Genomic DNA, 26649 nt, shown 5'->3' on the forward strand with positions numbered 1-26649 from the left:
CGCGGTGCGCCCTGCCGCCGGGGGGAATGAAACCGGTATGGCCGCTCGCGCAACGCTCCCGCCCCACTGCGGACTTCTCGTCTTCCAGCCCCTCAGACGGCGGCAGTGCGCCGAGTGCCGGCGGGGACCGTTGCCCTTGCTCGTCCTGGAGGACGGTGCCCCGCGCTGCCTCGACTGCGCGGACCTGGGGCATCTGGTGTTCCTGCCGCGCGGTGACACGGCGCTGACGCGCAGAGCGCGGGAGGAGAGCGCGCTGTCGGCGGTGGTGGTGCGATTCAACCGGCGCAAGAGCCGTTATGAGCGGCAGGGCGTCCTGGTCGAGGAGGCGGCCCTGGTCAGGGCGGAGCGGCGGTGTCTCGCGGACGCCGAGGCGCGACGGCGGCGCCGGGCCCGGGACGCGCGGCGCCGTGAGGCTGAGGACGCTTCGTTCGCGCAGGCGTTCGCCGCGGAGATACGCCGGCTGCTTCCGGGGTGTCCGCCCGACCGGGCGTGGGCCATCGCCGCGCACGCCTCGGAGCGGGGCAGCGGACGGGTGGGCCGCAGTGCGGCGGGGCGGGCGCTGACGGAGGGTGCGGTGATGGCGGCGGTGGTGGCGTCCGTACGGCATCTGGACACGCCCTACGACCGGCTGCTGATGAGCGGTGTGCCGCGGCACGAGGCGCGCAGGCGGATCGCGGCGGCGGTGGAGACGGTGCTCAGGGGGTGGACCCGTACGGGGCTGGGTTCCACGGGGTGACAGGGGACGGACGCGGCCGGGCGAGGACCCCTGGACGTTCGCGTATGCGCCCGCGCCGCTCGGCCATGGTCGTGGTGCCGGTACGGATCTTCACTTGTGGTGGTGGTAGCGGGTGCCGGGCCGGATCCCGGCTCGGCGGAGGGAAGAGGCGGACATGATCGACGGACCGTTGTTCTGGCCGACCGTGCTGGGGGTGCTCGGGACCGGGCTGGTGGCCGGGGTGTTCTGTGGCTTCTCGACCTTCGTGATGCGGGGCCTCGCCGCGCTGCCGCCCGCGCAGGGAGCCGCCGCGATGCAGGCGATCAACGTGGCGGCGGTGACGCCGCCCTTCATGGCCGTGTTCCTCGGGTCGGCCGTGCTGTGCGCGGGGATCGCCGTGGTGACGTTCGTGCTGTGGCCGGACGAGGGGACGGTGGAGCTGCTGGTGGGCAGCGCGCTGTACCTGTTCGGCTCGTTCGGGGTCACGATGGCCGCCAACGTGCCGCGCAACGACGCGCTGGCCGGGCTGGAGCCGGGCACGTCGGAGGCGGCGGCGTACTGGCCGGCGTACATACGCCAATGGACGCTGTGGAACCACGTCCGCACGGTGGCCTCGGCCGGGGCCGCCCTGGCCTACGTCCTGGCACTCACCTGACGCCCGCCGCCGTCTCCGCTCCGGGCCCACCCCCGTTCCGCACCGCCCCGGACCACGCGCCCCGGCGGCAGGCGGCGACGGGCGGCGACAGGCAGGGGCGGGCAGGCGGACGTATCGTGACGGGAGGAGTGCCGCCCGACGAGGCACGGCCTGTCACCCGCGCACGCAAGGAACACGGCCATGGCCGATCCCAAGGGTTTCCTGACCACGCCCCGCCAGGACTGGCCGCGCCGGCCGGTCGAGGAGCGGGTGCGGGACTGGGACGAGGTCTACGTCCCCGGGGCGCTGCTGCCGATCATCGGCGGGCAGGCGGACCGCTGCATGGACTGCGGCATCCCCTTCTGCCACGAGGCCTGCCCGCTGGGGAACCTGATCCCGGAGTGGAACGACCTGGTGTCGCGGGAGGACTGGCGGGCGGCCGCGGACCGGCTGCACGCCACGAACAACTTCCCGGAGTTCACGGGCCGGTTGTGCCCGGCGCCCTGTGAGGCGGGGTGTGTGCTGGCGATCAACCAGCCGGCCGTGACCATCAAGAACGTCGAGTGCGCGATCGCCGACCGGGCCTGGGAGGAGGGCTTCGCGCCGCCGCGGCCGCCGGATCGGCTGTCGGGCAGGACGGTCGCCGTGATCGGTTCGGGGCCGACCGGGCTGGCCGCCGCCCAACAGCTGACCCGGGCCGGGCACACGGTGGTGGTGTACGAGCGGGACGACCGGCTCGGCGGCCTGATGCGGTACGGCATCCCCGCGTTCAAGCTGGAGAAGCACCGTCTGGAGCGGCGGCTGGAGCAGATGCGGGCCGAGGGGACCAGGTTCCGCACGTCGACGGCGGTCGGGCGGGACATCGGGGCCGACGAGCTGCGCGCCCGCTACGACGCCGTGGTGGTCGCGACGGGCGCCACGGCCTGGCGGGAACTGCCGGTGCCGGGGCGTGAGCTGACGGGTGTTCACCAGGCGATGGAGTACCTCCCGCTGTCGAACCGGGTGGGCGAGGGTGATCTGGAGACGTCGCCGCTGTCGGCCGCCGGGAAGCACGTCGTCATCGTCGGCGGCGGCGACACCGGCGCGGACTGCCTGGGCACGGCCGTGCGGGAGGGCGCCGCGTCCGTGACGCAGCTGGACATCTACGCGCTGCCGGAGGCGGAGCGCGACGAGGACACCGAGCCGTGGCCGACCTACCCGGTGCGGGTCTACCGGCTGTCCGCCGCGCACGAGGAGGCCCGTGACCTGCGGACCGCCCCCGTCGCGGACGCGGACGCGCGGCTGTTCGCGGCGTCCACCCTGCGCTTCGACGGCGACGCGCGGGGGCATGTCCGCTCGCTGCACCTGGTGGAGGTGGACGAGCGGCGCCGCCCGGTGGACGGCACCGGGCGGACGCTGCCGGCCGACCTGGTGCTGCTCGCCCTCGGTTTCTCGGGGCCGGACCGGCAGGACGGGCTCGTCGGCGGGCTGGGGCTCGCGCTGGAGCCCCGGGGCACGATCGCGCGGGACGCCGGGTTCGCCACCGGCGTGCCCGGTGTCTTCGCGGCGGGCGACGCCGCCCGGGGGCAGTCGCTCATCGTCTGGGCGATCGCCGAGGGGCGGGCGGTGGCGGCGGCCGTCGACCGTCACCTGACGGGCCGTTCGACGCTGCCGGCGCCGATCGGGCCGTACGACCGGCCGATGGCGGTGTGACCGCCCGGCTCCGGGGCCGTGCTCAGCGCTCGTCCGTGCCCGCCACCTTGCCCGTGGACAGCGCCACGCGGTTCCACGTGTTGATGGTGAGGATCAGGGCGAGCACCTGGGCCAGTTCCCGCTCGTCGAACCGCGCGGCGGCCTCGGCGTAGACGTCGTCCGGGACGCCCGCGCCGGCCACCAGGGTCACGGCCTCCGTGAGGGCGAGGGCCGCCTGCTCCCGCTCGGTGAAGAAGTGCCGGGCCTCGCGCCACACGGCGACCATGTGCAGCCGGTCCTCGCTCTCACCGGCCTTGCGGGCGTCGTTGGTGTGCATGTGCAGGCAGTACGCGCAGTGGTTGAGGTGGGAGGCGCGGATCTGGATCAGTTCGACGAGGGCCGGGTCGAGGCCCTCGCGGGCGGCGGCGTCGAAGGCGATCAGGGCCCGGAAGGCCTTCGGGGCGGCCTTGGCGAACTCCAGCCTGGGCGCCTTCACGGGGGTGCTGGTCGTGCTCGTGTTCGTCGTCATGCCGTTCAACCTACGGGCCGGAAAGACCCACGGTAGGGTGCATTTCCGTGGCGGATTCCTGGGTCAATGCGGCGGAGCGGATCGGGTCCGACCTGTATCTGGAGCTGACGGGTCCGGGCGGCCGGCGGGCGGCGCTGATCCGGGCCCTGCGGGAGGCCGTGCGCAGCGGGCGGCTGGCTCCGGGCACCCGGTTGCCGCCGTACCGGTCGCTCGCTGCGGACCTCGGTGTGGCCCGCAACACGGTGGCGGACGCGTACGCCGAGCTCGTCGCGGAGGGCTGGCTGACCGCACGGCAGGGCTCGGGAACGAGGGTCGCGGAGCGCGCCGCGCCGCTGCGGCCGGCCGCCCGCGTGCCCGTGCGGGCGCCCGCACGCGCGCGTGGCCCGCGGCACGACCTGCGGCAGGGCGCCCCGGACGTCTCGGCCTTTCCGCGCGCGGCCTGGCTGGCCTCGTACCGGCGGGCCCTCCAGCGGGCACCCCACGAGGTGTTCGGACCGGGGGACCCGGCGGGCCGGGCCGAGCTGCGGGAGGCGCTGACGGAGTACCTCGCACGCGCGCGTGGCGTACGGACCGAGCCGGGCAGGATCGTGATCTGCTCCGGCTTCGCGCACGCGCTGCGGCTGCTGTTCGGCGGCGGCGTCCTGCGCGGGCCGCTGGCGGTGGAGGCGTACGGGCTGGGGTTCCACCGCGAGGTCCTCGCGGCGGCCGGGGTGCGGACGGTGCCGCTCCCCCTCGACGCACACGGCGCCCGGGTGGACCGGCTGGGGCGCGAGCGGGCCGTGCTGCTCACGCCGGCGCACCAGTTCCCGACCGGTGGCCCCCTGCACCCGGCGCGCCGGACGGCGGTGATCGACTGGGCCCGCGCGCGGGACGGGCTGGTCCTGGAGAACGACTACGACGGCGAGTTCCGCTACGACCGCAAGCCGGTCGGCGCCGTTCAGGGGCTGGACCCGGAGCGGGTGATCCACATCGGCTCGGTCAGCAAGAGCCTGTCCCCGGCGGTGCGGCTGGGCTGGATGGTGCTGCCGGAGCGGTACGTCGAGGCCGTGCGGGCCGCCAAGGGGGACCGGGAGGCGTGGGCGAGCGTCCTCGACCAGCTGTGCCTGGCGGACTTCATCGCGTCGGGGTCGTACGACCGGCACGTGCGGCGGATGCGGCAGCGGTACCGCGGCCGCCGGGACCGGCTGGTGGCGGCGCTCGCCGCGCACGCGCCGCACGTCGAGGTCACCGGTGTCGCGGCGGGGCTGCACGCGGTGCTGCGGCTGCCGCCCGGCACCGAGGCGTCCGCGGTCAAGGCCGCCGCCTGGCAGGGCATCGCGCTCGACGGCCTCGCGGCGTTCCGGCACCCGGAGACGGACATGCCGGTGGGCGACGGGCTCGTGGTGGGGTACGCGACCCCCTCCGAGCACGCCTACGGGCCGGCCCTGGAGGCGCTGTGCGGTGCGCTGCCGCCGCCCTGACCGGCCCGTGGACGCGGACGGCTACGGCTTGCGGGCCACCGCCCCGTACCCCGGGATCACCCCGTCGTCCTGCCCGGGCACCGGCTCGCCCAGCTCGGGATGCCAGTGGTGCGGCACCTGCACGCCGGGCTCGACCAGCTCCAGGCCGTCGAAGAAGCGGGTGAACTCCGCACGGGAGCGCAGGGCCAGGGTGACCCCGGCGGCGCGGAGCTTGGCGGTGGCCGCCTCGGACTCCTCCGGGGTGAAGTCGGAGGTGGCGTGGGTGATCGACAGGTAGCTGCCGGAGGGCAGTTCGGCGAGCAGCCGGGCGACCAGGTCGTGCGCGCCGTCCTCGTCGGAGACGAAGTGCAGCAGCGCGATGAGGGACAGCGCGACGGGCCGGCTGAAGTCCAGTACCTTCCGCGCGCCCTCCAGGATGGCGTCCGGGTCGCGCACGTCGGCCTGGAGGTACTCGGTCACCCCCTCGTCCGTGCCGCGCAGCAGGGCCGCCGCGTGGGCCAGCACGATGGGGTCGTTGTCGCAGTAGACGACCCGGGCGTCGGGTGCGATCCCCTGGGCGACCTGGTGGAGGTTGGGTTCGGTCGGTATGCCGGTGCCGATGTCGAGGAACTGGCGTACGCCGTTCTGGGCCAGCCAGCGCGTGGCCCGGTGCATGAACGCGCGGTTGACGCGCGCCATCACCGGCACCCTCGGGTCGAGGGTGAGCATCTGCCGGCCCATCTCCTCGTCGACCGGGTAGTTGTCCTTGCCGCCGAGGTACCAGTCGTACATCCGCGCGGGGTGGGGTCTGGTCGTGTCGATCCTGACGGCCGACGTGGGGTCCTGCCCGGTCATGAGGCGCTCCATAAGGCACAGAGGGGGGTGGTCACTTCAGCACCAGCGATTCAGTATCAGCATCATCAGTCGGCGTCGCCGTCGGGTGGCCGATGCGCGTCGGCCGTCCGGCGTGGGCCGTTCACGTCAGGACAGCAGGAAGTCCGCCTCTCCCGCCTTGGCCCCTTCGATGAAGGCGGTCATCTCGGCGGTGGTGTAGATCAGCGCCGGCCCGTCCGGGTCGGTGGACTGACGGACGGCGATCCGGCCGTCGGCGAGCTTCATCGCCTCCAGGCAGTTGCCTCCGTTGCCGCCGCTCCACGGCTTGTGCCAGCCTTCGCTGCCCAAGTCGCGCGCGGGCATGCCGTTGTAGACGTGTTTGCGCGGCTTGATGCGATCCATTCACAGCTCCTTGCGGAGATCCCGGAGGATCTCCTTCGTGCGATGTGCCGTGGCGGCCTGCGCCGCCATGCGGTCCATGACCTCCAGGTGGGTCGCCACCTCGGCGCGCGCGTCCAGGTAGACCGCGCCGGTCAGGTACTCGCTGTAGACCATGTCCGGCAGTTCGGGCATGGCGAATCGGAACAGCACGAACGGTCCGTACGTGCCCGGGTGCGGCCCGGCCGCGAACGGGGCGATCTGCAGCGTCACGTTGGGCAGCGCGGTCGCCTCCAGCAGCCGGTCGATCTGGGCGCGCATCACCTCCGGGCCGCCGACCGGGCGCCGCAGCGCGGTCTCGTCCATGACGACCCACAGCCGGGGCGCGTCCTCGCGGGTGAGCAGCTTCTGGCGCTGCATGCGCAGGGCGACGTGGCGCTCGATGTCCTCCGGCCGGGTCTGGCCGATGGCGCCCGAGCGGAGCACCCCGCGCGCGTAGTCCTCGGTCTGCAGCAGCCCGGGGACGAAATGGGGTTCGTAGCTGCGGATGACGCCGGCCGCGCCCTCAAGGCTCACGTACATCGAGAACCAGCCGGGCAGGATGTCGTGGAAGCGCTGCCACCAGCCGGGCTTGTTCGCCTCCTCGGCCAGCTGGACGAAGGCCTCGGCCTCCTCGTCGGAGATCCCGTAGGCCTTGAGGAGCAGCTGCAGGTACGGGATCTTCAGCCCGACCTCGGCCATCTCCATGCGGCGGACCGTGGCGGGGGCGACGCGCAGGATGCGGGCGGCCTCCTCGCGCCGCATCCCGGCGCGTTCGCGCAGGTCCAGCAGGCGCCGGCCGAGAACGACCTGGCCGACCGTCGGCGCGGACCGCGGTTCACTCACGCTCCACCTCCACGAAGAATCCTGACGAGCCGGCCACAGAAGAACGCTGACAGCCCTGCGGCGCCATGCGGAGACCTGCCCGAAGGGCGATTCGAACGAACGACGGGAACGCAATGTCGAACGAATCTTCGACGGTCTCAACTGGCGCCGCGCGGGGTGCTGTTGCGAGCAGTGTGCCACGCCCTTCCAGACCGTCACACCGCACTCTGCAATTTTCAGAGTGACACTTGCCAAGTGTTCACGGCGGGGCGATAGTGGCAAGCGTGATTCCGTCCGCGCCCTTAGGAACAGACGCCGCCGCAGGCCCCCTCGGGCCTGGCGCCGCCGTGGGAGCAGGCCCCCTCGGGCCGGCTGCCGGGCGCCGGTTCCGTTTCGAGCTGGCCGCACATCCGGCTTCACCCGCCCAGGCCAGACGCCTGACGCGGGCCCGGCTGACCGGCTGGTCGGTGTGCGAGGACACGTGCGACAGCGCGGCCCTGGTGGTCTCCGAGCTGGTCACCAACGCCATCGTGCACACGGCGAGCACGCACATAGTGTGCGAGCTGCACGACGGCGACGACCTGGTGCGCATAGCCGTGCGGGACGAGGGCTGCGCCCCGGGCCGGCCCCACCCCGCCGGCCGGACGCGGCCCGAGGAGGAGCACGGGAGGGGACTGCTCCTCGTCGACGCCCTCTGCCACGCCTGGGGCGCCCATGAGCACGGGCCCGGGCTGCTGGTCTGGGCCGAACTGCCGCGCACGACCGACACCCCGCAGGATCCCGCCGCGGCCTTCGACGACCCCGGCTGGGGCGGCGTCCCGGACGATCCGCAGCTCGAGGGCCCCGGCACGAGCCGCCCCGCCGGCGCGGACCCGGGCGAGCCCCGCGGCGACCTCGGCTGGGGCGCCCGCCCCAAGCGCGGCCCGTCCGGCGACCCGGGGGACGAACCGGACGGCGGCGAGGACACCCGCCAGGCCCGGCACCGGGCACGACCGCACACCCGCCACCAGGCCCCGCGCCCGGCACGGCACTCGGCCCCGCACGCGGCCCGTCCCGCCGACGCCGCCGCGGAGGTTCCCCCGCAGGAGCGACGCCGAGAGCGGGGAACGGCATGAGGCCCGGCGGCCGGGTGCTGCACCTGGACACCCTGGCCCGCCTCCGGCGCGCACAGCGCGCACCGCTGCCGGCCCTGCGCCTGCCCGTGCCCGAGGGCATGACCACCCCGCTGGGCTGCGACGCCGTGGCGATGCCCGCCCACTACGGCCCGTCGATCATGTCCCGCCTGCCCCGCCAGGGCTGCGTCTACGCCGACGCCGCGCACTGGTGGTGGCTGGTGCCGTCCGACTCCGACCACGCCCTGGAGTGGCCGGCCCCCGCGTGGTACGCCGCCGGAGCGGTCGTCCCGGACCTCCCGCGCCTGCCCGAACTGATCCACCGGCCGGACGGCACCCTGCCGTACACCCCGCCGATCCCGCTGTACCTGACCCTGTGCCGCGTGACGGGAACGGCCCCGGCCTGGTCGCGGCCGGTCAGCGCGTAGGCACGCCCCGCGCGCGGTGCCCCTGCCCGCTCCCCGCGCCGTATCAGGCCTCCCCTCCTCCCGCCATGCGCCCGCGCGCATCCGGCGCCCCGGGCTGCGCCCTGCCCCGGCCGGCTGCGTCCCCGCGATAGTGGCCGCTCACGAGCCGGGACGAACCGGGACGGCGGGACGAGCGGGGAGGTCGGTCGACGGTGGCGAAGAAGCGGACCGCGCCGGAGGTGTCCGAGTCGGAGCGGCTGCTCTTCGGCGGGCCGCTCCGCTACGACATGGGCTGGAACCAGCACGCCGACGCGTTCCTCGAACTGAACTTCCGCGCCATGATCACCCGGCTGCCGTCCCTGCTGGCGTCCAGCCTCCGGCTCGCCCGGCAGGCCGACCGGAACGCCGCGCGGATCGTGCTGGCCGCCGAGGCGGGACGGGGTGTGGCGCAGGCCGTGAGCCTGCTCGCCGTCAACAGCGTGCTGGCCCGGCTGATGGGCGGCGGCCCCATCGAGGAGCGGCTGCGCGGCGCCGTCCCGGCACTGGTCACGGTGGCCGTCGTGATGATGCTGGCGGCCCTGCTGCGGGCCGCCAGCACGTACGCCACCGGCCGCCTGGAGCCCAAGGTGGAGCGGGTCGCCACCGAGCGCTATCTGGAGCGGGCCGCCGCCGTGGAACTGGCCGCCATCGAGGACCACGCCTTCCACAAGCTGCTGGACACCGCGCAGTACGGGGCCGCCTCGGCCCGGCGGATGATCTCGTACGGGACGCGGGTGATCAACGCGATGATCTCGCTGGTCGCCGCCGCCGGCGTGCTGACCGTGCTGCACCCGGCCCTGCTGCCGCTGCTGATCACGATGGTGCTGCCGAGCGCCTGGAGCGCCCTGACCGTCGCCCGGCGGCGCTACGAGTCCTTCCACGCCTGGGTGCAGCACGCGCGGGCCGGCCGGCTGCTGGGCAACCTGCTGATCGAACCGGAGGCGGCCCCCGAGATCCGGGTGCACGGGGTGGGCGCGTTCCTGCTGCGGCACTTCCGGGCGATGTCGGAGACGGCGGAGGCCGAGCAGGCCCGGCTCGCCCGGCTCGCCGCCCGTACCGGCCTGATCGCGGCGGCCTGGACCGGCCTCGCGACGGTGGCGACGTACGCGACGCTGGGCGCGCTGCTGCTCGCCGGGGCGATGGCCCTGTCCGTGGCGGGCACGGCCGTGATCGCCATCCGCACCGGCTCGCAGAGCCTCGACACGCTGGTGGTGGAGGTCAACGCGCTGCACGAGGAGGCGCTCTTCGTCGGCGACCTGCACCGGCTGTACGCGGAGGCGGCGCAGCGGGAGATCCCGGCGGGGGGCCGGGCGCTGCCGGAGGACCCGCGCGAGATCCGCTTCGAGAACGTCACCTTCCGCTACCCGGGCGACTCGGCGCGCCCCGCCCTCGACGACGTCACGCTCACCCTGCCGCTGGGCCGGATCGTGGCACTGGTCGGGGAGAACGGCTCCGGCAAGACCACCCTGGTGAAGCTGCTCGCCGGGCTGTACACGCCGCAGAAGGGGCGGATCCTGTGGGACGACGTGGACGCGGCGACCGCCGACCGGCACCGGCTGGCCGAGCGGATCGCGATGGTCGCGCAGGACTTCAAGCGGTGGCCCTTCACGGCCCGGGTGAACGTCGCCCTGGGGCGGCCCTCGGCGCCCGTCTGCGAGGAGCGGCTGGCGGAGGCGGTCGCCGAGGCCGGGGCCGAGGCGGTGATCGCGGATCTGCCGCGCGGGCTGGACACGCTGCTGGCCCGCAACTTCTCCGGCGGGCACGAGCTGTCCGGCGGCCAGTGGCAGCGGCTGGGCATCGCCCGGGCGGCCTATCGCAGGGGCCGCATCCTGATCGTGGACGAGCCGACGGCGGCCCTGGACGCCCGGGCCGAGCTGGAGGTCTTCGAGCGGATCCGCGCCCTGGCCGACAGCGGCCAGACGGTCGTGCTGATCACCCACCGGCTGGCGTCCGTACGGCACGCGGATCTGGTGCACGTCCTGGACCAGGGGCGGCTCGTGGAATCCGGGACGCCGGACGAGCTGCTGGCGACCGGCGGGCTCTACGCCGAGCTGTACGCGCTCCAGGCGGAGCAGTTCGCCCCGTCACCGCCGCCGGCCGGGAAGGTACCGGCACCGAAGGCGGGCTGACGGTGCGCCCACGGCGCACCGTCCGCGGGCTGCGGGCTGCGGGCTGCGGGCTGCGGGCTGCCGGCTGTAAGCCCGTGGCGCCGCTCAGGCCGTGGCGTCGGCGCCGTCCCCGCTGCGCACGATGACCAGGAACATGTCCGAGGCCAGATCCATCACGACCTCGGCGGGCAGGCCTTCCAGACGCCGCGCCTGCGCGAACTCCTCCGCAGGCCAGGAGCCACGCGGCCCGCCGGCGGGAAAGCTCTCGAGCACCGTTCGCCCGTTCACCACCCTGCACCTCCATGTAGCGCTGTACTCGTAGAGTTAAACGCCAACCATGGGGTGAACGGCTCGCGAAGTGACGGATCTGAGACGTAGTTGACACGCGTTCACCGTCAAGTGTGAGCAAACTCTCAGCCGCTTGGCTGATTTCCTCACTGCGGGTGTCAGTCGTCGTACTCGTCGTGATACCTGACGCGCTCACTTCCCGCAGGCGCCCCGAAGGCCGACGCGCGCCCCTTGGGCTCCTCCCACTCCTCCTGCCGGCCCAGTGCGGTCAGGTCCAGCAGGCTGGTGGTCGACCCGAGGCCGTCGAGCCCGCGTTCGTACGTCGAGTACGTGTGGAACACGCGGTCGCGGTCCCGCAGGAAGCAGCTCAGCCCGGGCCGCTCGACGAGTTCGCCGTCGCGTTCGAGCGTCACCTCGAAGTCCCGGTTGAAGTCGGTGCCGTACGAGGAGTACCAGGGCAGCGTCCAGCCCATGCGCGCCTTGAAGGGCAGGAGCTTCGGGTAGGGCGCCCGGGAGACGGCCGCGAACGACGTGCCACGTGCCGCGAGATGGGCGAGATGCCCTATTTGATCCATGAATCCGGAGCAGCTGCGGCACCCGGCGTCCCACTCGGGCGCGAACATGAAGTGGTAGACGACCAGCTGGTGCCGGCCCTCGAACAGGTCGAGCAGCGTGGCCTTCCCGTCGCCGCCCTCGAAGACGTACTCCTCGTCGACCTCCACCATGGGCAGTCCGCGCCGCTCGGCGTTGAGCGCGTCCCGCGCGCGGGTGGCGGCCTTCTCCTTGACCAGCAGCTCCGCGCGCGCCGCGCGCCACTGCTCGCGCGAGACGATCTCCGGAAGTGACATGAGCCCTCCTGTGGCAACGGTCCGTCCGGGTGGTGACCGGCGGGAGGAGCGGAACTCATCGCCGCCCGGGAAAGATTCCCGGAACGCGTGTCCCGGCAAGCTTCCCGGCGCCCCGGGCTCAGGTGTCGTACTCCTGGATGCGCCGTCCGTGGCCGCGGTCGACGAGCGCGGGCAGCCGCTCCTCCAGTTCCTGTACGACCCGCGGCACGTCGATGCTCAGCAGCTCGCGGTCGCGCATCAGGATCCGCCCGTCGACGATCGTGGTGCGCACGTCGGCGGAGCGGGCGCTGTGCACGAGGGTGGCGGCGAGGTCGTGGACCGGCCGGGTGTGCGGCCCGGTGAGGTCGACCAGGACGATGTCGGCCCGGCGGCCGGGCGCGATGGCCCCCACCTCCTCCCCCAGCCCCACGGCCCGGGCGCTCTGCAGGGTGGCGTGGTGCAGCGCCTGCCGGGAGGTCAGCCAGCGCGGGTCGCCCTCGGCCGACTTCTGCACCAGCGAGGTGAGCGCCATGGACTCCCACACGTCGAGGGAGTTGTTGGAGGCGGCGCCGTCCGTGGCGAGTCCCACGTCGACGCCGACACCGCGCAGGGCGCGCACGGGTGTGGTGTCGGGCCAGGCGAACTCGAGGTACCCGCGGGGCGCGCAGGCGACGGCCGTACGACCGCCCGCCCGTTCCAGCAGGGGCAGGTCGCGGTCGATGATGCCGGTGCCGTGGGCGAGGAGCAGGTCCGTGTCGAGGACGCCGGTGCGGTGCAGGACCTCGATCGGGGTGACGCCGTGGCGGGCGAGGCTGGCCTCGGTCTGGGCGCGGTTCTCGGCGGCGTGCAGATGCACCGGCAGGCCGTGCTCGCGCGCGAGGCCGGCGGTGGCGGCGAGGTCGGTGTCGTCGACCGTGTAGGGGGCGTGGGGCGCGAGGGCGGTGGTGACGCGTCCGCCGGCCGAGCCGCGCCGGCGCAGCGCGAAGTCCAGGGAGCGCTCGCGGCCTTCGGGCCCCTGGGAGGAGAAGAAGGCCTGGCCCAGCAGCGCCCGCATGCCGCACTCGGCGACCACGTCCGCCACCGCGTCCATCGCGAAGTAGTGGTCGGCGAAGCAGGTGACGCCGGCGCGGATCATCTCGGCGCAGGCGAGCCGCGCCCCCAACTCGACGTCCCGGTCGGTGAGGTTGGACTCCACCGGCCAGACGACGTCGTTGAACCACGCCTCGGTGGGCAGGTCCTCGGCGAGGCCGCGCAGCGCGACCATCGGCGCGTGCGTGTGACAGTTGATCAGACCCGGTAAGGCCACCTGGCCGCGGGCGTCGACGCGCTCGGCGGCGGGCAGGCCGGCCGCGGCCTCGGTCCCGGTGACGGCCTCGACGATCCCGTCCCGGACGACGATCGCGGCGTCCTCCCGGAACCCGATCCGCTCTTGATCGTCGTGCACGAGGACCGTACATGCGCTGATGATGAGCTCGGCGGGACTGTCCGCGGCAGAAGGCGTCATCACGCCAACGTACGACGGGGTCGTAGGGCGGTATGAACCGAACCGCACATCCTGCCGCGGCTCTGTCGCGGGGCGGGCCGGGCGAGCACCCTGGCCCCACCACCCCGCCTGTCGGCTTCGGAAAGGAGCCCGGCATGCTCCTCGGCACCTGGAACCTGGAGAACCTCTACCGGCCCGGCGGCCCGTACGGCCCGCGCGACGAGGCCGCTTACGCGACGAAGCTCGCCTCCCTCGCCGCCGTGATCACGGAACTCGACCCGTTCCTGCTCGGCGTGCAGGAGGTCGGGGATCCCGAGGCGCTGAAGGACCTGGCCGGGATGCTCGGCGACGACTGGCACACCGTCCTGTCCGAACACGCGGACGGCCGGGGCATACGGGTCGGGTTCCTCAGCCGCGCGGAGCCGGTGGTGCTGGCCGACACGGCCGGGTTCCCGGCGGGACTGCGGCCCGTCCAGGTGGACGACTCGGGGGCGACGGCGGCCGCGGCGGGGCGCGGCGTGCTCGCGGTGGAGGTCGGGGACGAGCCCTTGCGGGTGGCCGTCTGCCACCTGAAGTCGAAGCTGCTGGCGTATCCGGACGGCCGGTTCCACCCCCGTGACGAGGGCGAGCGCGCCCGCTACGGCGCCTACGCGCTGTACCGGCGGGCCGCGGAGGCGACCGCTCTGCGCACGCTGGCCGACGAACTGCTCGACGGCGACGGGCAGGGCAGGGACGTGGCGATACTGGGCGATCTGAACGACGAGACGCAGGCCGCGACCACGCAGATCCTGCTGGGCCCGCCCGGCTCGGAGATCGGCACGGCGGGCTACGACCGGCCGGACCGGGGTGACGCGGCCCGCCTGTGGGACGTGGCCCCGCTCATCCCGGCCGGGCAGCGCTGGTCCCGGGTCAACGCCGGGCGCCGGGAGCTGATCGACCACGTGCTGCTCAGCCACCGCCTGGTGCGCCGGGTGTCGGCGGCGGGCACGGGCCTGCCCGGTGAAGGCCCGCCGGCTCTGCCCTCGGTCGGCCCCGACCCCGGGGAGCGGCGGGACGCACCGGGCTCAGATCACGCCCCGGTGTGGGTGCGGATCGACGGCTGAACCGGCTGGGGGCCCCGGGGCCGGGGTCCGCTACCCGGCGAGGGGCGTGCGGGGCGGGCGCAGTCCCAGGCGTTCGGCCGGTGCGGCGAGTTCGGTGAGGACGGCGGCCAGTCGCTCCCGGTGCCGGGGCCCGATCCGGCCCGTGTCGTCGAGATGCACGGCGCAGGCGGTGGTCGTGTCGACGAGGCGTTCGAGGAGAGCGGCCACCTCGTCCGCGCCCTCGGTGTACCGGGCGAGGGCGGGCAGTTCGTGGGCGGCCAGGGAGACGGCCGTGCGGGCCTCGGCGAGGGTGCGGTAGGCCTCACGGCGCAGGGTCCAGCGGGTGGCGCGGTGGCCGGAGGGGGCTCCGGCACCGCCGATGCGCGGGGCGCCGGCACCGCCGATGCGCGGGGCGTCGGCCTCGTCGAGGACGTGCGCGAGGTAGGCGTACGCGGCCTCGCTCGCCGCCGCGAGCCGGGCGCGCACTCCCCCGCCGCGCTGCCCGGGCATCGGCAGATGGCCGACGATCAGCACGATCGCGCAGGCCAGCAGCGTCTCGCCGATCCGGCCGGCGGAGGCCTGCGGTTCGCCGCCGACCATGACGAGGGCCAGGACGAGCACGGTGACGACGGCCGTCTGGGCGGCGAAGTGCCGGGTGGCGACGGGGATCAGGGCACCGCTGAGGGCGACGAGCGCGATCAGTCCCTCCGGCCGGGGCAGGACGGCGGCGAGCCCGGCGAACAGGAGCGCGCCGAGCACGGTACCGGCGGCCCGGTTCAGCACGCGCGAGGCCAGCGGCCCCAGGTCGGGCTTGACGAGGAAGACGGCGGTGGCGGGCAGCCAGTACCAGTGCTCGTGCTGCCCGTACCACCGGCTGTGGTGCAGGGCCTGCGCGACGGCCGCGGCGGCCCCGAAGCAGAGGGCGACGCGCAGCCCGTACTCGCGCCCGGCGCCTCCGAAGGCGGCGCGCAGCCGGTCCCCGGCGGTACGGCGCCGGGTGTGCAGGTCCCCGCCCCGGCCCTGGTCGAACACCTCGGCGGCGTGCAGCAGGGCGTCGTCGAGGGCGCGCAGGGCGGGCGCCGAGCGGGAGGGGGCGGGCAGGGGGCCGGTGTGGGTGTTGCCGCGCACGGCGGCGGCGAGTCGCCTGGGGCCTTCCGAGGCCCGCCCGGACACGGTCTCCTCCGCCCAGGCCAGCGCGGTGGCGGCCTCGGCGAGGGGCAGGGCGGCGGCGTACTGCGCGTGCAGCCGCCGCTCGGCGGAGGAGGAGGCGTAGCGCCGCAGCCGGGGTCCGGCCAGGGCGTCCTGGGCGTGGTCGAGGGCGGCGGTGAGCGCGGCCCGGCAGCGGATGGCGTCGGGGCCGCCGGCGGCGTCGAGGAGTGCGGAGACGGCGTCGTAGACCCCGGCCACCGCTTCCCGCTCCCCGTCGAAGCGGAAGTCCCCGGCGAGTGATCCGGGCGTGGGCAGCGCCAGCCGCAGGAGCAGCAGCCAGCCGGCGCCGGCGAGGAAGGCCAGCGCGCGCTCCCAGCCCGGCTCGGGCAGCGGCATGCCGGCCCCGACCGCCGTGCCGACGAGCACCTGTGTGCCGGTGGCGGACGCGACGGGACCCACCGCGCTGACGCCCCCGGCGATCAGGCCTACGGCGGTGAACAGGACGGTGAGCACGGCCGCGCCGGTCTCCTGCCCGGCGTACGTGCCGACGACCAGTCCCAGGGCGCCGCCGAGCGCGGGCACGCCGAGCCGTTTGACCGAGGCGCGCCGGCTGCCGGGGCGGTCGTTGATCCCCGCGAGCATGGCGGCGATGGCCGCGACGACGCCGACGGAGGTGTGCCCGGTGGCGACGGCCACCAGGAGCAGCGGCCCGGCCGACAGGAGCCCCCGCGTGACCGCGCTCCAGGGAACCGGGCCCCGCTGAGCGCGCAGGGCGTGCGCGAGCCAGGGCGGAAGGTGCGGGGCGGGGCGGCGGGACACGGGGCTCCTGTCGTGTGGCCGGAGGCAGGGGTGGGCCTTCGGGCGACGGTGGCCGGGGGGTGTGGTCCTCCACGGTAGGCGGGGTTCCTGGAGGGAAGGTTTCCGGAACGTGACGGAGTGCCCCGGAAGCGGCGTTCTTTATGTACGAAATCGGCGGGCCGGCGTGTACGCGGTCGATGGGCCGCACGGACGCGATTGGCGGGCCGGCCTGTGCGCGGTCGACGGGGGCCGCACGTACGTGATCGGCGGGCCGGCCTGTGCGGTCTGCGGGCCGTCGGCGGCAACCTTTGCGGGCCCGGCGGCCACTGACGGGACGGAAGCGCGCGTTCTCCCGAACCACGCAAGGACTCGAAGGACTCATCCGTGGCATCCGCATCGCACCGCCGTCCCCGTGCTCCGCGCAAGCGGCGCACGGCACTGGTCTCCGCTGTCGTCGTGGCAGCCGTGGGGCTCCTCCTCTCCCTCGTGTTCGCGCTGCGCCCCGGCGGCGCGCCGGACACCGTGCGCACGGCGGCCGGCCCCGGCGACCACGGCGGCCCGCGCACCGCCCCCACGGCCGCGAAGAGGACCCCGGCCCCGAAGGCGAAGCCGGAACCCTCCCACGCGTCACCCGGCCCGACCCGCACGCCGACCGCCGCACCGGCGCGTCCCTCACCCGCCCCCACGCCCCGGACCTCGGCACGGCCGGCGTCCGGCGCGGCGCCGCTCGCGGGCCGCGTGAAGCCCGGGGTCACCTACCGGGGCATCGCCACGCACTACGACGCCGCGGACGGTGACGGCGCCTGCTCGTACGGCCCGAGCCCCGACCTGATGGTCGCGGCGATGAACCACACCGACTACGAGACGTCCGCCGCGTGCGGGGCGTACCTCCTGGTCCGCGCGGCGAACGGCGCGTCCGTCACGGTCCGGGTCACCAACGAGTGCCCGCTGCCCTGCGCCCCCGGGCAGCTGGACCTGAGCAAGGAGGCGTTCGCGAAGCTCGCCGGCCTGTCCGCGGGCCGGATACCGGTCAGCTGGAGCCTGTTGAGCCCCGCCACGTCCGACACCGTCTCGATCCGCTACAAGACCGGCTCCAGCCGCCACTGGTGCGGCATCCAGGCCCTCGGGCACCGCAACCCGCTGGCCCGCCTGGAGGTCCGCGCCGGCGGCGGCTGGCAGCGGCTGACCCGCACCGGGTACAACTACTTCCTCTCCCCGGACGGCACCGGCTGCGGCGGCTCGCTGCGGCTCACCGACATCCACGGCGAACGACTCACCGTCGACGGCGTCCCCGTACGCCCGGGCGTGGTGCAGCCGACCCGGGTCCAGTTCGCGCGGGTCATGTGACGGTGCCGTCCGCTCCCGCGGAGGCGCGGTGGACCGAAATGCGGGTGCGCGGGGGCGGCCGGGCCGCGCATGATCGGCGGGTTGTCCGGTTGCCGTCCGCAGTGCGCTCGTGCGCAGATCGGAGCCCCCGCATGATCCGCCGTGTCACCGTCCCGAGTCTCTTCCCGCCGCCCACCTACTCCCATGTCTCCGTCGTCGAGGCCGGCACACGGCTGGCCTTCCTCGCCGGGTCCGTCCCCCTGGACGCCCAGGGGGAACTGGTCGGCCCGGGGGACCCCGTCCGGCAGGCCGAGCAGGTGGTCGCCAATCTGCGCGAGCAGCTGCGGGCGGTCGGGAGCGATCTGGAGCACGTCGTGGCGACCGACGTGTACGTGGTGAGCGGCGAGCCCGCCGTGCTGTCCGCCGTCTGGGCCGTCGTCGAGGCCTCGGGGCTCAGCGCCGGCCCGCACTCCTCGACGCTGCTCGGCGTGGCGTGCCTCGGGTACTCGGGACAGCTGGTGGAGATCACGGCGACAGCTGTCGTACCCGGCTAGGCCGTGTTCCAGGGAGCGGGTGGTTCCTGGGCGGACAGTTCCCCGGCCAGTTCCATGCAGCGCAGGCGGGCCGGGGAGAAGTCGTAGGGCATCTTGCGGGTGGCTGCGAGCACGCTCATGGAGTCAGCCTCCCGCCTGCCGGAGCGGAAATCGGCCTCGTCCTCGCCGTCATCGGCGGTGGCAGGGGGTGAAGTGTCCCAGGCGTCGAAGAGGGCGTCCTCGTCCTTTTCCAGGCCGGACTCCTCGATGACGGCCTGCAGGGCGCTTTCGAAGGCGTGCCGCTCGACGGCCACGTGAGCCACCCGTGGATCATCGACGGCGACGCTGTCATCGAGTGCCTCCTCGGCATCGTCGATGCGGTCGGACTCCGCCCGCAGAGCGGGATGCGTGGCCAGGACGACGAAGCGGGTGGCCTGGACGGCCGCGCCGAGCGGGCCGAAGATCCGCTCGGTGACCAGCAGGCTGTCCAGGTCCGCCTGACGCAGGGAGCCCTCGGGCAGGCCCTTGAGGCGTTCGGTGACGAAGCCGGAGAGCAGGCCCATCCGGCTGCCCTCGGTGCGCATCCGCCGCACGGCGGTCCGCTGCCGCCGCACTTCCGCCTCCTGCTCGGCGAGGCTTTCCTCCAGCCGCTCCAGGATGCCCGCGATACCGTCTCCGCTGTCCGCTCCGGCGGAAGCCGTGCCGGTGGCGAAGGCGTCACGGATGTCGTCCAGGGCGATCCCGGCGTCGGCCATCCTGCGAATCCACAGCAGGCGGATCATGTCCTCGTACCCGTAGCGGCGGCGGCCATCGCCGCCCCGCTCAGGCTCGGGCAGCAGGCCTGTCTCGTGGTAGTGGCGAATCGCCCGCGGCGTGGTGCCGGCGAACGCGGCCGCGTCACCGATCTTGACCTGGCGAGGTGGCGTGAACGGCGCGTGCATGAGCAACAACCTCTCTTCAAGGGACCGGGACGCAGGTCCACCGGACCACATGCCGCTACGGAAGGTGCAACCCGGCGGAGGCCGTCGCCTCGGGGGACCCGGACCGGGCCGCGCCCACGCGCCGACGCACGTGCGGACCAGCTACCGCTCCACCCTGCGGCACCTGTTCGGCGAGGAGGCTTCCTAGACCTCTTCGGCCGGGTCGAGTCCCGCCGCCCGCGCCGCCGTCCGCAGCACGTCACGCAGCATCACGGGGGTGAGCCGGCCCGTGAAGGTGTTGCGCTGGCTGACGTGGAAGCAGCCGAAGAGGTGCAGGTCGTCGAGCAGGTACCGGGCCCCGTGGGCGAAGGCGGGCCGGGGCCGGGGCACGGTCCAGCCCGCCTCGGCGAACGCGGGCAGCGCGGCCTGCCAGCCGAAGCCGCCGAGCACCACGACGGCCCGCAGCGTCGGGCGCAGCAGCCGGAGTTCCTGCACGAGCCAGGGCCGGCAGGTGTCCCGCTCCCCGGGCGTGGGCTTGTTCGAGGGCGGGGCACAGTGCACGGGCGAGGTGACCCGCACGCCGTACAGCTCCAGTCCGTCGCCGACGTGCACGGCGGTGGGCCGCGAGGCGAGCCCGACGTCGTGGAGCGCCTGGTAGAGGACGTCCCCGGAGCGGTCGCCGGTGAACATCCGGCCGGTGCGGTTGCCGCCGTGGGCGGCGGGGGCCAGCCCCACGATCAGCAGCCGTGCGTCCGCCGGCCCGAAGCCGGGCACCGGCCGGCCCCAGTACGTCCAGTCCGCGTACGCCGCGCGCTTGGTACGGGCCACCTCCTCACGCCAGGCGACCAGGCGGGGGCAGGCCCGGCAGTCGGCGATGCGCCGGTCGAGAAGGGAAAGGGCGCTGTCGTCCATCACTCCACGGTAGGCGCGGGTGACGGACGTGAGGGACACGGGGTCCGGGACGGCTGGACACGCCGGAGCCAGAGGAGGGCCCCGGCCAGCAGGGCGGCACCGGTCAGCAGCCAGGGCAGCGGACCCGGCCGGAGGGCTCCGACGGCCAGACCGGTGAGCGCGCCCACGAGCTGCTGCGCGAGGGACTGCACGGACAGGGCGGTGGCACGGCCGGCACTGGTCACGCGCCGGTGCAGCAGGTCGTTCTCGTTCGGGGACGCCGCGCCCAAGCCGAGATACACCAGCCCGAAACCGGCTACCGCCAGCACCGTCGCCGGCGGGTGGGCGCTGGACGCGGTCACGCCGAGCAGCAGCAGTCCGGCCGCCCCGGCCGCGAGACAGCCCAGCACGGCCCGCTCGCCACTGCCCGCGACCCGGGCGGCGAGGGGCGCGAGATGGCTGCCGACCCCGGAGCAGACGAAGCCCGCACAGGCGAGCGCCGCGTAGACCAGCGCCCCCGAGCCGGTCCCGCCCGTCAGCTCGACGGTACGGCCCGGCACGAGCAGTTCGACCGCGGCCAGGGCGCTGCCGACGGCCGCGGCGGTGAGCAGCACCCGCCGCACCAGCGCGTCCCGCCCGCCCAGCCGCAACCCGCCGAGGACGGTGACCGGGACACCGCGCAGCACCGAACGCACCGTGGCCGCGGGCCGCGGCGGCTCCCGCAGGGCCGTCAGCACATAGCCGACGAACACGATCCGGAGCACGGCCCCCAGCAGCAGCGGGACGGACAGCGGCAGCACCGCCCCGGAGGTCGCCTCGCTCAACCGGGCTCCCGGATCGTGCCCCAGGCTCAGCAGCCAGGGCAGGCCCCCGCCGATCAGCAGACCGGCCGCGAGCGCCGCGGAGGTGGCGGAACCGCCCCGGGCCAGCCCCGTCCGCAACTCCGCACCGGGGCCGGAAGACGCCTGGACGGTGTCGACGTACCAGGCCTCCGCCGTCCCGCTGGCCAGGGCACGGGCGGCGCCCATGAGCACCATGCCCGCGGTGAGCACCCAGGCGGTGGTGCCGAGGCCGAGCAGGGTGAAGGCGACCACGTTGAGGGCTCCGGCCAGGGCCAGGACCGGTCGCCTCCCGAGCACGTCGGAGAGCCCGCCCGTGGGCAGCTCCAGCACGGCCACGGTCAGCGAATGAGCGGCCAGGAGACCCGCGACGGCGGCGAGGGACATCCCGCGCTCGGTGAACAGGAGCACCATCGACGCCATCCCCAGCCCCGGCGGCAGCCAGAGGAGCGCGCAGACGGTGACGTAACGGCGGCGAGCGGCTCGAATCCCGAACGGCCCGGCCGGCCCGGGCACCTCGGCCGACCCGGGCGACCCGGTCGGCCCGGGCGGCCCAGGCGGCCCGGGCGGCCCAGGCGGCCCGGGCACCTCGGTCGGCCCGGGCGACCCGGCTGCGCCGGAGGCGCTGCTCAGACCCCCCGGCGCCTCGCAGGTCTCGGATGCCTCAGAGGTCTCGGTTGTCTCAGGAGTCCCGGCGGCCTGCGATATCTCGGGTATCTCAGGCCTCCGGGGCCTCTCAGACGTGTCTCTCGGGCGGTCCGTCACGAGGAGGCCCCGCCGGGCGTGTCCGGCGACGGGCCCGTCTCGTCCTCGCTCCGCCGCGGCACGGCCAGCGGCAGTCCGGCGGTGAGGAGCATGACGTGCTCGGCGCGCGGGTCGTCCGCGTCCCGCGCGGTCAGTTCCTCCAGCTTCCCGGCGATCGTCTCCCACAGTTCCGTGAGCGACTCGGCCGTCAGCCGGGGCATGAGATCACTGATCCCGGACGGCTCCACCCATTCCGGCCCGAACCGCCCCGCGGCCATGTCCGCCTCATGCCGGCCGAGTGACCACTCCAGGTGCTCGACCTGCCGTCGCCGCGCCAGCCCCACGAAGGCACGGCCCGCCGCGGAGGACTCCATCGACTCGTTGCTCCAGGAAGTCACGGTGTGCAGGGCGCGCCACCGCCGTTCCCGCCCGTCCCGGTGCTCGGCCTCCCCGATGAACGCGTACTTCGCCAGCACCCGCAGGTGGTAACTGGTCGACGCCGACGACTCCCCCGTCCGCGCGGCGAGCTCACTGGCCGTGGCGGGCCCGTCCTGCCGCAGCAGCCCGAGCAGCCGGATCCGCAGGGGGTGGGTGAGGGCCTTGAGGGCGGCGGTGTCGTGCTCGGGGTCGAGTACGCGCCGGTGCTCGTCGCTGTCCATGCCCGGGAGATTAGAGCGGCGGAGCACTTCTGCAGAAGACTTTTTGCAAAACTAGCTTGGGAAAGTTGTTCGAGCGCCCTCCCCGCCACCGGAAATCCACACCCGATCGGCCGAGCCGGAGGACTAAGGTCGGACCCATGGCTTCTCGCAGTGCGGAGTACGGCAGGACGAACGGAACCGGACACACGGCGTCGCAGGTCACGGCGTCCATGGAGACGGCGTCGGGGCGCGCCTCGTCCGCGGGGACCGCGTCGCAGGACACACCGTCCCGGCGCCCGGAGCCGTCGGGGACACCGTCCGCCGAGGCCACGCCCGCGGCCGGTGAGGCTGGTGTTCCCGGTGAGGCCCCGGGCGCGGAGACCCTGGATCCGAAGGTCGCCGCCGCCATCGCCGCAGCCGAGGCCGCCGGTCCGCAGGGCGGCCAGACCGTCCGCGTCGACAGCTGGATCTGGTCCGTACGCCTCGTGAAGACGCGCTCCATGGGTGCCACCGCCTGCCGAGGTGGTCACGTACGGGTCAACGGTGAGCGCGTGAAGCCGGCCCACGGCGTACGCGTCGGTGACGAGGTCCGTCTGCGACACGAGGGCCGGGAGCGGATCGTCGTCGTCACCCAGCTGATCCGCAAGCGGGTCGGCGCCCCCGTGGCCGCGCAGTGCTACATCGACAACTCCCCGCCTCCTCCGCCCCGCGAGGCCGTCGCCCCCGCCGGCATCCGTGACCGCGGCGCGGGCCGTCCGACCAAGCGGGACCGACGGGAGCTGGAACGCCTGCGCGGCATGCCCGGGTTCGGGCTCGGGGCCGGACCAGCCGGCGGCATCGGCCCCGGCAGCGGGTCGGGCAAGCCGAGGCCCTGACCGGGATCCGGCCCGTCCCGGCTCGCCCCGTCAGCCAAGCCGGGCGGGCTGGTAAGGGCTGGGCAGGGCGGGCAGGGCCGGGTCACGTCACGCGCCCCGTCGCAGCAGCCGCACGAGATCCGCGTTGTGCCCTCGTCGCGCCCAGGCGATGAGGGCGAGCGGCACGATCAGGATGAGCGGTGTCGCCGCGTACTCCCCGTCGAAGACGGCTATCTGCACCACGAACGCGCCCACCATCAACAGGCTCAGCGCGATCGCCGCCACCGACTGCAGCACCGGGATCAACAGGGCCACCGCTCCGGCCAGTTCGAGCACGCCGATGGTGTACATCCCCGCGCTGCCCCAGCCGAGTTCGTCGAAGGACTGGGCGGCCGACTCGTGTCCGATCAGTTTGGGCAGGGCGCTCGCGAGCGCGTAGAAGAGGGCGAGCAGCACTTGGAGGCCGCGCAGCGCGATCCGGGCACGCCTGCCGCGCGGGGTCGCGGACTCGCCGATGACGACACCGGCCGGGGTGGCGAAAGCGGCGGCCGCGGAGGCAGGAGGCGCTGAGGCAGGGGCCGCGGAGGCAGCGGGTGCGGAGGCAAGGGCCGCGGAGGCAGGGAGTGCGGAGGACGTGGCCGCGGAGGACGTGGCCGCCGAAGCGGTGGTCTCGGACATGGAGGTCTCCTGGGGGAAGCGGTCGGTGCGGTTCATGCGGCCGGATACAGGCCGTGTCGGTATCGCAGGGGTAGACCGCGTCTCGCCTCGGAACTCATCGCAGCCCGCGAAGGCGCTCCGTCCTACACCACTGCCTTCACCCATATCCGGTCGTCCGTCAGATACCGGTCCACCCGCAGGCCCGCCTCCGCCAGGGCCTCCTCGAACTGCTCCCTGCTGAGGGGCCGCGCCCGGAACGTCTGGGTCCAGACGGCGTCGGGGAACTCGTACTCCGCGCGCACCGAGTGGACTCCGTCGCCGACCGGCTCGGAGGAGACGATCCGTACGGTGAAGCCGCTGGGGTCCACGCGCTCGCGCGGCACGTTCGCGTGGTAGTCCTCGCCCTCCCGCTGGATCAGCACGCAGCCGCCCTCGGCGACATGGCGCACGCAGGTGCGCAGCAGGCCTCGGCGCACCTCGACGTCTCCCGCGTGGACCAGGAACGACGCGAGCAGCACCACGTCGAACGTCTCGCCCAGGTCCAGCTCCTCGATGGGGCTGCATATCGTCCGCGCGCCGCGCACACGCTCCAGCATCTCGGCGGACTCGTCCACCGCCGTGACCGCGAACCCTCGCTCCAGCAGCGGGTGCGTGATGCGCCCGACTCCGCTGCCCAGCTCCAGGATGCGCGCGCCTTGGGGCACCGCGTGGGCGATGATGTCCGGCTCGTCCCCGACGGGCAGGCGCGCGTACAGCTCCACCGCGCAGCCGTCCGGGGTGATGGTCCCGGGTCCCGTCCCCTCATAACCTTCACGCATTTTCAGCTCCATGCCCGTCCAACGGGCGCTCCCCGCACGCCCGTTCCCCTCCCCGCCTGCTTCACCCGACCGAGTGAAGGCGACCAGGACGGGAACCCACGAGTCACCACGATCGGAGCCCTCCGATCGGACGGCTCACGACCGGAGGGTCACGATCGGAGGCTCACAAGCGGAGGGCTCACGAGCGGAGGGCTCGCGATCGGACGGCTACAGAGGAAACCAGCCGTGTCCCAGGTACCAGTGACCGCCCGCCCGCAGATGGTCCCCCACCGCCCGCTCGACCGACGTGCGCCCCGGCAGGCTCGCCACCGGCAGATCCGGATCTCCGAAGACGAACCGGACCGGCTCGGTGTCGGCCCGGTCCGGCTCCGCACCCGGCTCGCGGGCGTTCCTGAAACGCTCCTGGAAGCGGACGATGTTGGAATCCGCGTTCAGGTACCGCTTCAACTGGGGGTCGAGCAGCCAGGAATGGCAGACCGCGAGCCGGTACCGCTCGTGCGGGAAGTGCCGGGCGAAGAAGCCCCGCGCCAGCTCCAGGGAGCGGTCGCAGGCCTCGGGCGACAGCGGCCCGTAGAAGCCCGGGATGTGCAGGTTCAGGCAGGGCTCCCCCGGCGTCGCGTCCGTCCCGGCCGCCGCCACCGCCCGCGCCGTCCGCCCTCCGAGCCTCGCCCGCTCGAACTGGAGTCGTCCCAGCTGATACAGCTCGCCCCGGAAGTGCAGCGTCAGCCACTGCGGCGTCAGTACCCCTCCCGTGCCGTGCTGCCGCCGGTGGAAGGCCATGTTCCGTCCGAAGTCGGCAAGGGTGTGGCGGCTGATGTCGTCGGGGACACCGCGCTCGCGGTGGAAGGCCCGGATGTGCGGCAGCGCCGCGACGAACACGTACGCCGCGAAGCAGCGGCCCAGCGCCGCCGGGGCCTCGGCGAAACGCTCACCGAGCGGCACCCCGGCCCCGACCTCCCCGACGTCCCGCGCCAGGTCCTCGACGCACTGCTCCAGCAGCCGCATGGCCGCGGCGTCCGCGGCGAGCGTCCGGCGCAACGCGACCAGGTCGTTGATGTCCTCGTGCGGCACCGCCAGGTCGAGCAGGATCCCGGGCAACGCGTCGGCGTCCGGCAGCATCGCTGCTCTCCCTGTCAGACCTTGGTGAACCCTCGCCACGAAGAGTACGTTGCCCTCAGGAGTGGTGATCGAACGATGCGTACGGGCAGTGAACCGAGAACGGCGCGCAGTGCGCTGCGGGCCCGCTTCTGGCTGAGCCTGTGGGGGCTGGTCTGGGCGGTCGTCGGGACGGTCGCGTTCATGCTCGCCGGGCGGCCCGGCTGGGCCGTCGCCTGCGGCGTGCTGTTGCTGGTCGTCACGATCGACCTCGTCGTCGTCCTCCGGCACATCCGGCAGGGTCCGCACTATCAGCCGGGCCCCGACATCCCGCCCTACCGGCCGGTCGACGATCCCCTGACGGACGGACGGCCTGCGGACGCCCGCTCACCAGGCCGCCGCTCACCGGGCCGCCGCTCACCGGGCCACGGGTCGACGGGCCACCGGTCCACGGACCACGGGTCGACGGACGGCAGGCCGCCTGCACCCCCGCCGCCGGACGACCACCCCTGAGGCGACGCCGCGGCCGGGTCGCCTCACGAATCGAAGCGCGCCTCACGAATCGAAGCGCGCCGCCCTCAGGAACTCCGGGTTCGGATCGAGCGCGGCCGCCAGCCGGAAATGGCGCTTGGCCTGGTCGGGGCGTCCCTGCCGCTCGAAGGTGCGGGCGAGCGCGAAATGCGCGAAGGCGTTGTCCGGCTCGCGCTCCAGGACGATCGAGAACTCCAGCTCCGCCGGCCGCAGCTGCGCCGCCGCGAAGAAGGCACGCGCCCGCAGCAGCCGCGCGGCGGTGTTCTCGGGGTGGGCGGCGACGACCTCGTCGAGCAGCTTCACCGCGCCCCGCGGGTCCCGCGCGGCGAGCAGCTGCTCGGCGGCGCGGAAGTCGATGACGTGCGTCTCCGGGGTACGTCCGGTCGAACCGCTGGTCTCGGGCACGGCAGAGTCCTTCCCTCACTCCCCCGTGTCCAACGCCCCTT

General features: G+C 74.3%; 27 protein-coding genes and 2 pseudogenes. 13 read left to right on the plus strand and 16 right to left on the minus strand.

Going from position 1 to position 26649, the window contains the following annotated elements; all coding sequences use genetic code 11:
• The first annotated feature begins 37 nt into the window (after positions 1–37).
• The 3 genes from ACIGAN_RS21290 (at position 38) to ACIGAN_RS21300 (ending at position 3041) form a co-directional block, all read left to right on the plus strand.
• Positions 38–736, plus strand: a complete 699-nt coding sequence (locus ACIGAN_RS21290; protein WP_399859532.1) for a DUF2293 domain-containing protein — start codon at positions 38–40, stop codon at positions 734–736.
• Between the two features lie 154 nt (positions 737–890).
• The gene (locus tag ACIGAN_RS21295) at positions 891–1370 is read left to right on the plus strand and encodes an anthrone oxygenase family protein (RefSeq protein WP_365737512.1); all 480 of its coding nucleotides are present in this window, start codon (positions 891–893) and stop codon (positions 1368–1370) included.
• 180 nt (positions 1371–1550) lie between these two features.
• Entirely contained in the window at positions 1551–3041 is a 1491-nt protein-coding gene (locus tag ACIGAN_RS21300; RefSeq protein ID WP_399859536.1) for a glutamate synthase subunit beta, read from the plus strand.
• Between the two features lie 22 nt (positions 3042–3063).
• On the opposite strand, the gene ACIGAN_RS21305 is transcribed toward ACIGAN_RS21300, so the two are convergent.
• Complete coding sequence (locus ACIGAN_RS21305; RefSeq protein WP_365737508.1) at positions 3064–3549, minus strand: carboxymuconolactone decarboxylase family protein; 486 nt, start codon at positions 3547–3549, stop codon at positions 3064–3066.
• A gap of 47 nt (positions 3550–3596) precedes the next feature.
• Here ACIGAN_RS21305 and ACIGAN_RS21310 point away from each other — a divergent pair, with 47 nt between their 5' ends.
• Positions 3597–5009, plus strand: coding sequence for a MocR-like pyridoxine biosynthesis transcription factor PdxR (locus ACIGAN_RS21310; protein ID WP_399859539.1), 1413 nt, complete (start codon positions 3597–3599; stop codon positions 5007–5009).
• A gap of 21 nt (positions 5010–5030) precedes the next feature.
• Here ACIGAN_RS21310 and ACIGAN_RS21315 read toward each other — a convergent pair whose 3' ends face one another.
• The 3 genes from ACIGAN_RS21315 to ACIGAN_RS21325 all read right to left on the minus strand — a co-directional run bounded on the left by ACIGAN_RS21315 (position 5031) and on the right by ACIGAN_RS21325 (position 7085).
• Positions 5031–5843 (minus strand): SAM-dependent methyltransferase, encoded by an 813-nt coding sequence (locus ACIGAN_RS21315; RefSeq protein ID WP_365737504.1) that lies wholly within the window; start codon positions 5841–5843, stop codon positions 5031–5033.
• 126 nt (positions 5844–5969) lie between these two features.
• Complete coding sequence (locus tag ACIGAN_RS21320) at positions 5970–6224, minus strand: DUF397 domain-containing protein (RefSeq protein ID WP_030246665.1); 255 nt, start codon at positions 6222–6224, stop codon at positions 5970–5972.
• Positions 6225–7085, minus strand: a complete 861-nt coding sequence (locus ACIGAN_RS21325) for a helix-turn-helix domain-containing protein (RefSeq protein ID WP_365089412.1) — start codon at positions 7083–7085, stop codon at positions 6225–6227. It lies immediately after the preceding gene.
• Between the two features lie 254 nt (positions 7086–7339).
• Between ACIGAN_RS21325 and ACIGAN_RS21330 the strand changes: the two genes are divergently transcribed.
• The 3 genes from ACIGAN_RS21330 (at position 7340) to ACIGAN_RS21340 (ending at position 10751) form a co-directional block, all read left to right on the plus strand.
• On the plus strand, positions 7340–8179 hold the full coding sequence (locus ACIGAN_RS21330; protein WP_399859542.1) for an ATP-binding protein: 840 nt from the start codon (positions 7340–7342) through the stop codon (positions 8177–8179).
• Entirely contained in the window at positions 8176–8604 is a 429-nt protein-coding gene (locus ACIGAN_RS21335; RefSeq protein ID WP_365089408.1) for a hypothetical protein, read from the plus strand. Before ACIGAN_RS21330 ends, ACIGAN_RS21335 begins: the two co-directional genes overlap by 4 nt.
• A 191-nt stretch (positions 8605–8795) precedes the next feature.
• On the plus strand, positions 8796–10751 hold the full coding sequence (locus ACIGAN_RS21340; protein WP_399859544.1) for an ABC transporter ATP-binding protein: 1956 nt from the start codon (positions 8796–8798) through the stop codon (positions 10749–10751).
• Positions 10752–10835: 84 nt separating this feature from the next.
• Here ACIGAN_RS21340 and ACIGAN_RS21345 read toward each other — a convergent pair whose 3' ends face one another.
• From ACIGAN_RS21345 to ACIGAN_RS21355, 3 genes are all read right to left on the minus strand, one after another.
• Positions 10836–11018 (minus strand): hypothetical protein, encoded by a 183-nt coding sequence (locus ACIGAN_RS21345; RefSeq protein WP_309096974.1) that lies wholly within the window; start codon positions 11016–11018, stop codon positions 10836–10838.
• A 158-nt stretch (positions 11019–11176) separates the two neighbouring features.
• On the minus strand, positions 11177–11866 hold the full coding sequence (locus ACIGAN_RS21350) for a DUF899 domain-containing protein (RefSeq protein ID WP_399859547.1): 690 nt from the start codon (positions 11864–11866) through the stop codon (positions 11177–11179).
• A 118-nt stretch (positions 11867–11984) separates the two neighbouring features.
• Positions 11985–13349, minus strand: coding sequence for an amidohydrolase (locus ACIGAN_RS21355; RefSeq protein ID WP_399859549.1), 1365 nt, complete (start codon positions 13347–13349; stop codon positions 11985–11987).
• A gap of 134 nt (positions 13350–13483) precedes the next feature.
• Here ACIGAN_RS21355 and ACIGAN_RS21360 point away from each other — a divergent pair, with 134 nt between their 5' ends.
• Positions 13484–14431: an endonuclease/exonuclease/phosphatase family protein gene (locus ACIGAN_RS21360; protein WP_399859552.1), complete on the plus strand. Its 948-nt coding sequence runs from the start codon at positions 13484–13486 to the stop codon at positions 14429–14431.
• Between the two features lie 30 nt (positions 14432–14461).
• Here ACIGAN_RS21360 and ACIGAN_RS21365 read toward each other — a convergent pair whose 3' ends face one another.
• Positions 14462–16378 carry an FUSC family protein gene (locus tag ACIGAN_RS21365; RefSeq protein ID WP_399859555.1) on the minus strand — a complete coding sequence of 639 codons (1917 nt, stop codon included), beginning with the start codon at positions 16376–16378 and terminating at the stop codon, positions 14462–14464.
• Between the two features lie 363 nt (positions 16379–16741).
• Between ACIGAN_RS21365 and ACIGAN_RS21370 the strand changes: the two genes are divergently transcribed.
• Both ACIGAN_RS21370 and ACIGAN_RS21375 read left to right on the plus strand, forming a co-directional pair.
• Positions 16742–17704: an expansin EXLX1 family cellulose-binding protein gene (locus ACIGAN_RS21370; protein ID WP_399859558.1), complete on the plus strand. Its 963-nt coding sequence runs from the start codon at positions 16742–16744 to the stop codon at positions 17702–17704.
• 131 nt (positions 17705–17835) lie between these two features.
• Entirely contained in the window at positions 17836–18237 is a 402-nt protein-coding gene (locus tag ACIGAN_RS21375; RefSeq protein WP_399859561.1) for a RidA family protein, read from the plus strand.
• Here the strand turns inward: ACIGAN_RS21375 and ACIGAN_RS21380 are convergent.
• Positions 18234–19157, minus strand: a complete 924-nt coding sequence (locus ACIGAN_RS21380) for a MerR family transcriptional regulator (RefSeq protein ID WP_399859563.1) — start codon at positions 19155–19157, stop codon at positions 18234–18236. The two genes, ACIGAN_RS21375 and ACIGAN_RS21380, sit on opposite strands and share 4 nt — an antisense overlap.
• A 77-nt stretch (positions 19158–19234) precedes the next feature.
• Here ACIGAN_RS21380 and ACIGAN_RS21385 point away from each other — a divergent pair.
• Positions 19235–19344: pseudogene (locus ACIGAN_RS21385) on the plus strand (GntR family transcriptional regulator); the annotation flags it as partial.
• Here the strand turns inward: ACIGAN_RS21385 and ACIGAN_RS21390 are convergent.
• From ACIGAN_RS21390 to ACIGAN_RS21400, 3 genes are all read right to left on the minus strand, one after another.
• Positions 19341–20048: a uracil-DNA glycosylase gene (locus ACIGAN_RS21390; RefSeq protein ID WP_399859565.1), complete on the minus strand. Its 708-nt coding sequence runs from the start codon at positions 20046–20048 to the stop codon at positions 19341–19343. The pseudogene ACIGAN_RS21385 and the gene ACIGAN_RS21390 sit on opposite strands and share 4 nt — an antisense overlap.
• Entirely contained in the window at positions 20048–21280 is a 1233-nt protein-coding gene (locus ACIGAN_RS21395; RefSeq protein WP_399859567.1) for an MFS transporter, read from the minus strand. Before ACIGAN_RS21395 ends, ACIGAN_RS21390 begins: the two co-directional genes overlap by 1 nt.
• Positions 21281–21627: 347 nt before the next feature.
• Positions 21628–22269 (minus strand): ArsR/SmtB family transcription factor, encoded by a 642-nt coding sequence (locus tag ACIGAN_RS21400; RefSeq protein ID WP_399859570.1) that lies wholly within the window; start codon positions 22267–22269, stop codon positions 21628–21630.
• Positions 22270–22478: 209 nt separating this feature from the next.
• On the opposite strand from ACIGAN_RS21400, the gene ACIGAN_RS21405 reads away from it, so the two are divergent.
• Complete coding sequence (locus ACIGAN_RS21405) at positions 22479–23123, plus strand: RNA-binding S4 domain-containing protein (protein WP_399859690.1); 645 nt, start codon at positions 22479–22481, stop codon at positions 23121–23123.
• An 87-nt stretch (positions 23124–23210) separates the two neighbouring features.
• Here the strand turns inward: ACIGAN_RS21405 and ACIGAN_RS21410 are convergent, their stop codons facing one another.
• The 3 genes from ACIGAN_RS21410 to ACIGAN_RS21420 all read right to left on the minus strand — a co-directional run bounded on the left by ACIGAN_RS21410 (position 23211) and on the right by ACIGAN_RS21420 (position 25696).
• Complete coding sequence (locus ACIGAN_RS21410) at positions 23211–23780, minus strand: DoxX family protein (protein WP_399859692.1); 570 nt, start codon at positions 23778–23780, stop codon at positions 23211–23213.
• Between the two features lie 122 nt (positions 23781–23902).
• Positions 23903–24577 (minus strand): class I SAM-dependent methyltransferase, encoded by a 675-nt coding sequence (locus tag ACIGAN_RS21415; RefSeq protein WP_399859573.1) that lies wholly within the window; start codon positions 24575–24577, stop codon positions 23903–23905.
• A gap of 207 nt (positions 24578–24784) precedes the next feature.
• Complete coding sequence (locus ACIGAN_RS21420; RefSeq protein ID WP_365737473.1) at positions 24785–25696, minus strand: acyltransferase domain-containing protein; 912 nt, start codon at positions 25694–25696, stop codon at positions 24785–24787.
• Positions 25697–25771: 75 nt separating this feature from the next.
• Between ACIGAN_RS21420 and ACIGAN_RS21425 the strand changes: the two are divergent.
• A pseudogene (locus ACIGAN_RS21425) lies at positions 25772–26017 on the plus strand (DUF6343 family protein); the annotation flags it as partial.
• Positions 26018–26227: 210 nt separating this feature from the next.
• Here ACIGAN_RS21425 and ACIGAN_RS21430 read toward each other — a convergent pair.
• Entirely contained in the window at positions 26228–26608 is a 381-nt protein-coding gene (locus ACIGAN_RS21430) for a tetratricopeptide repeat protein (RefSeq protein WP_365089381.1), read from the minus strand.
• Positions 26609–26649: the final 41 nt, after the last annotated feature.

Origin of the sequence: Streptomyces sp. NPDC085931 (genome assembly GCF_044540565.1) — a bacterium.
Lineage (GTDB): Bacteria > Actinomycetota > Actinomycetes > Streptomycetales > Streptomycetaceae > Streptomyces.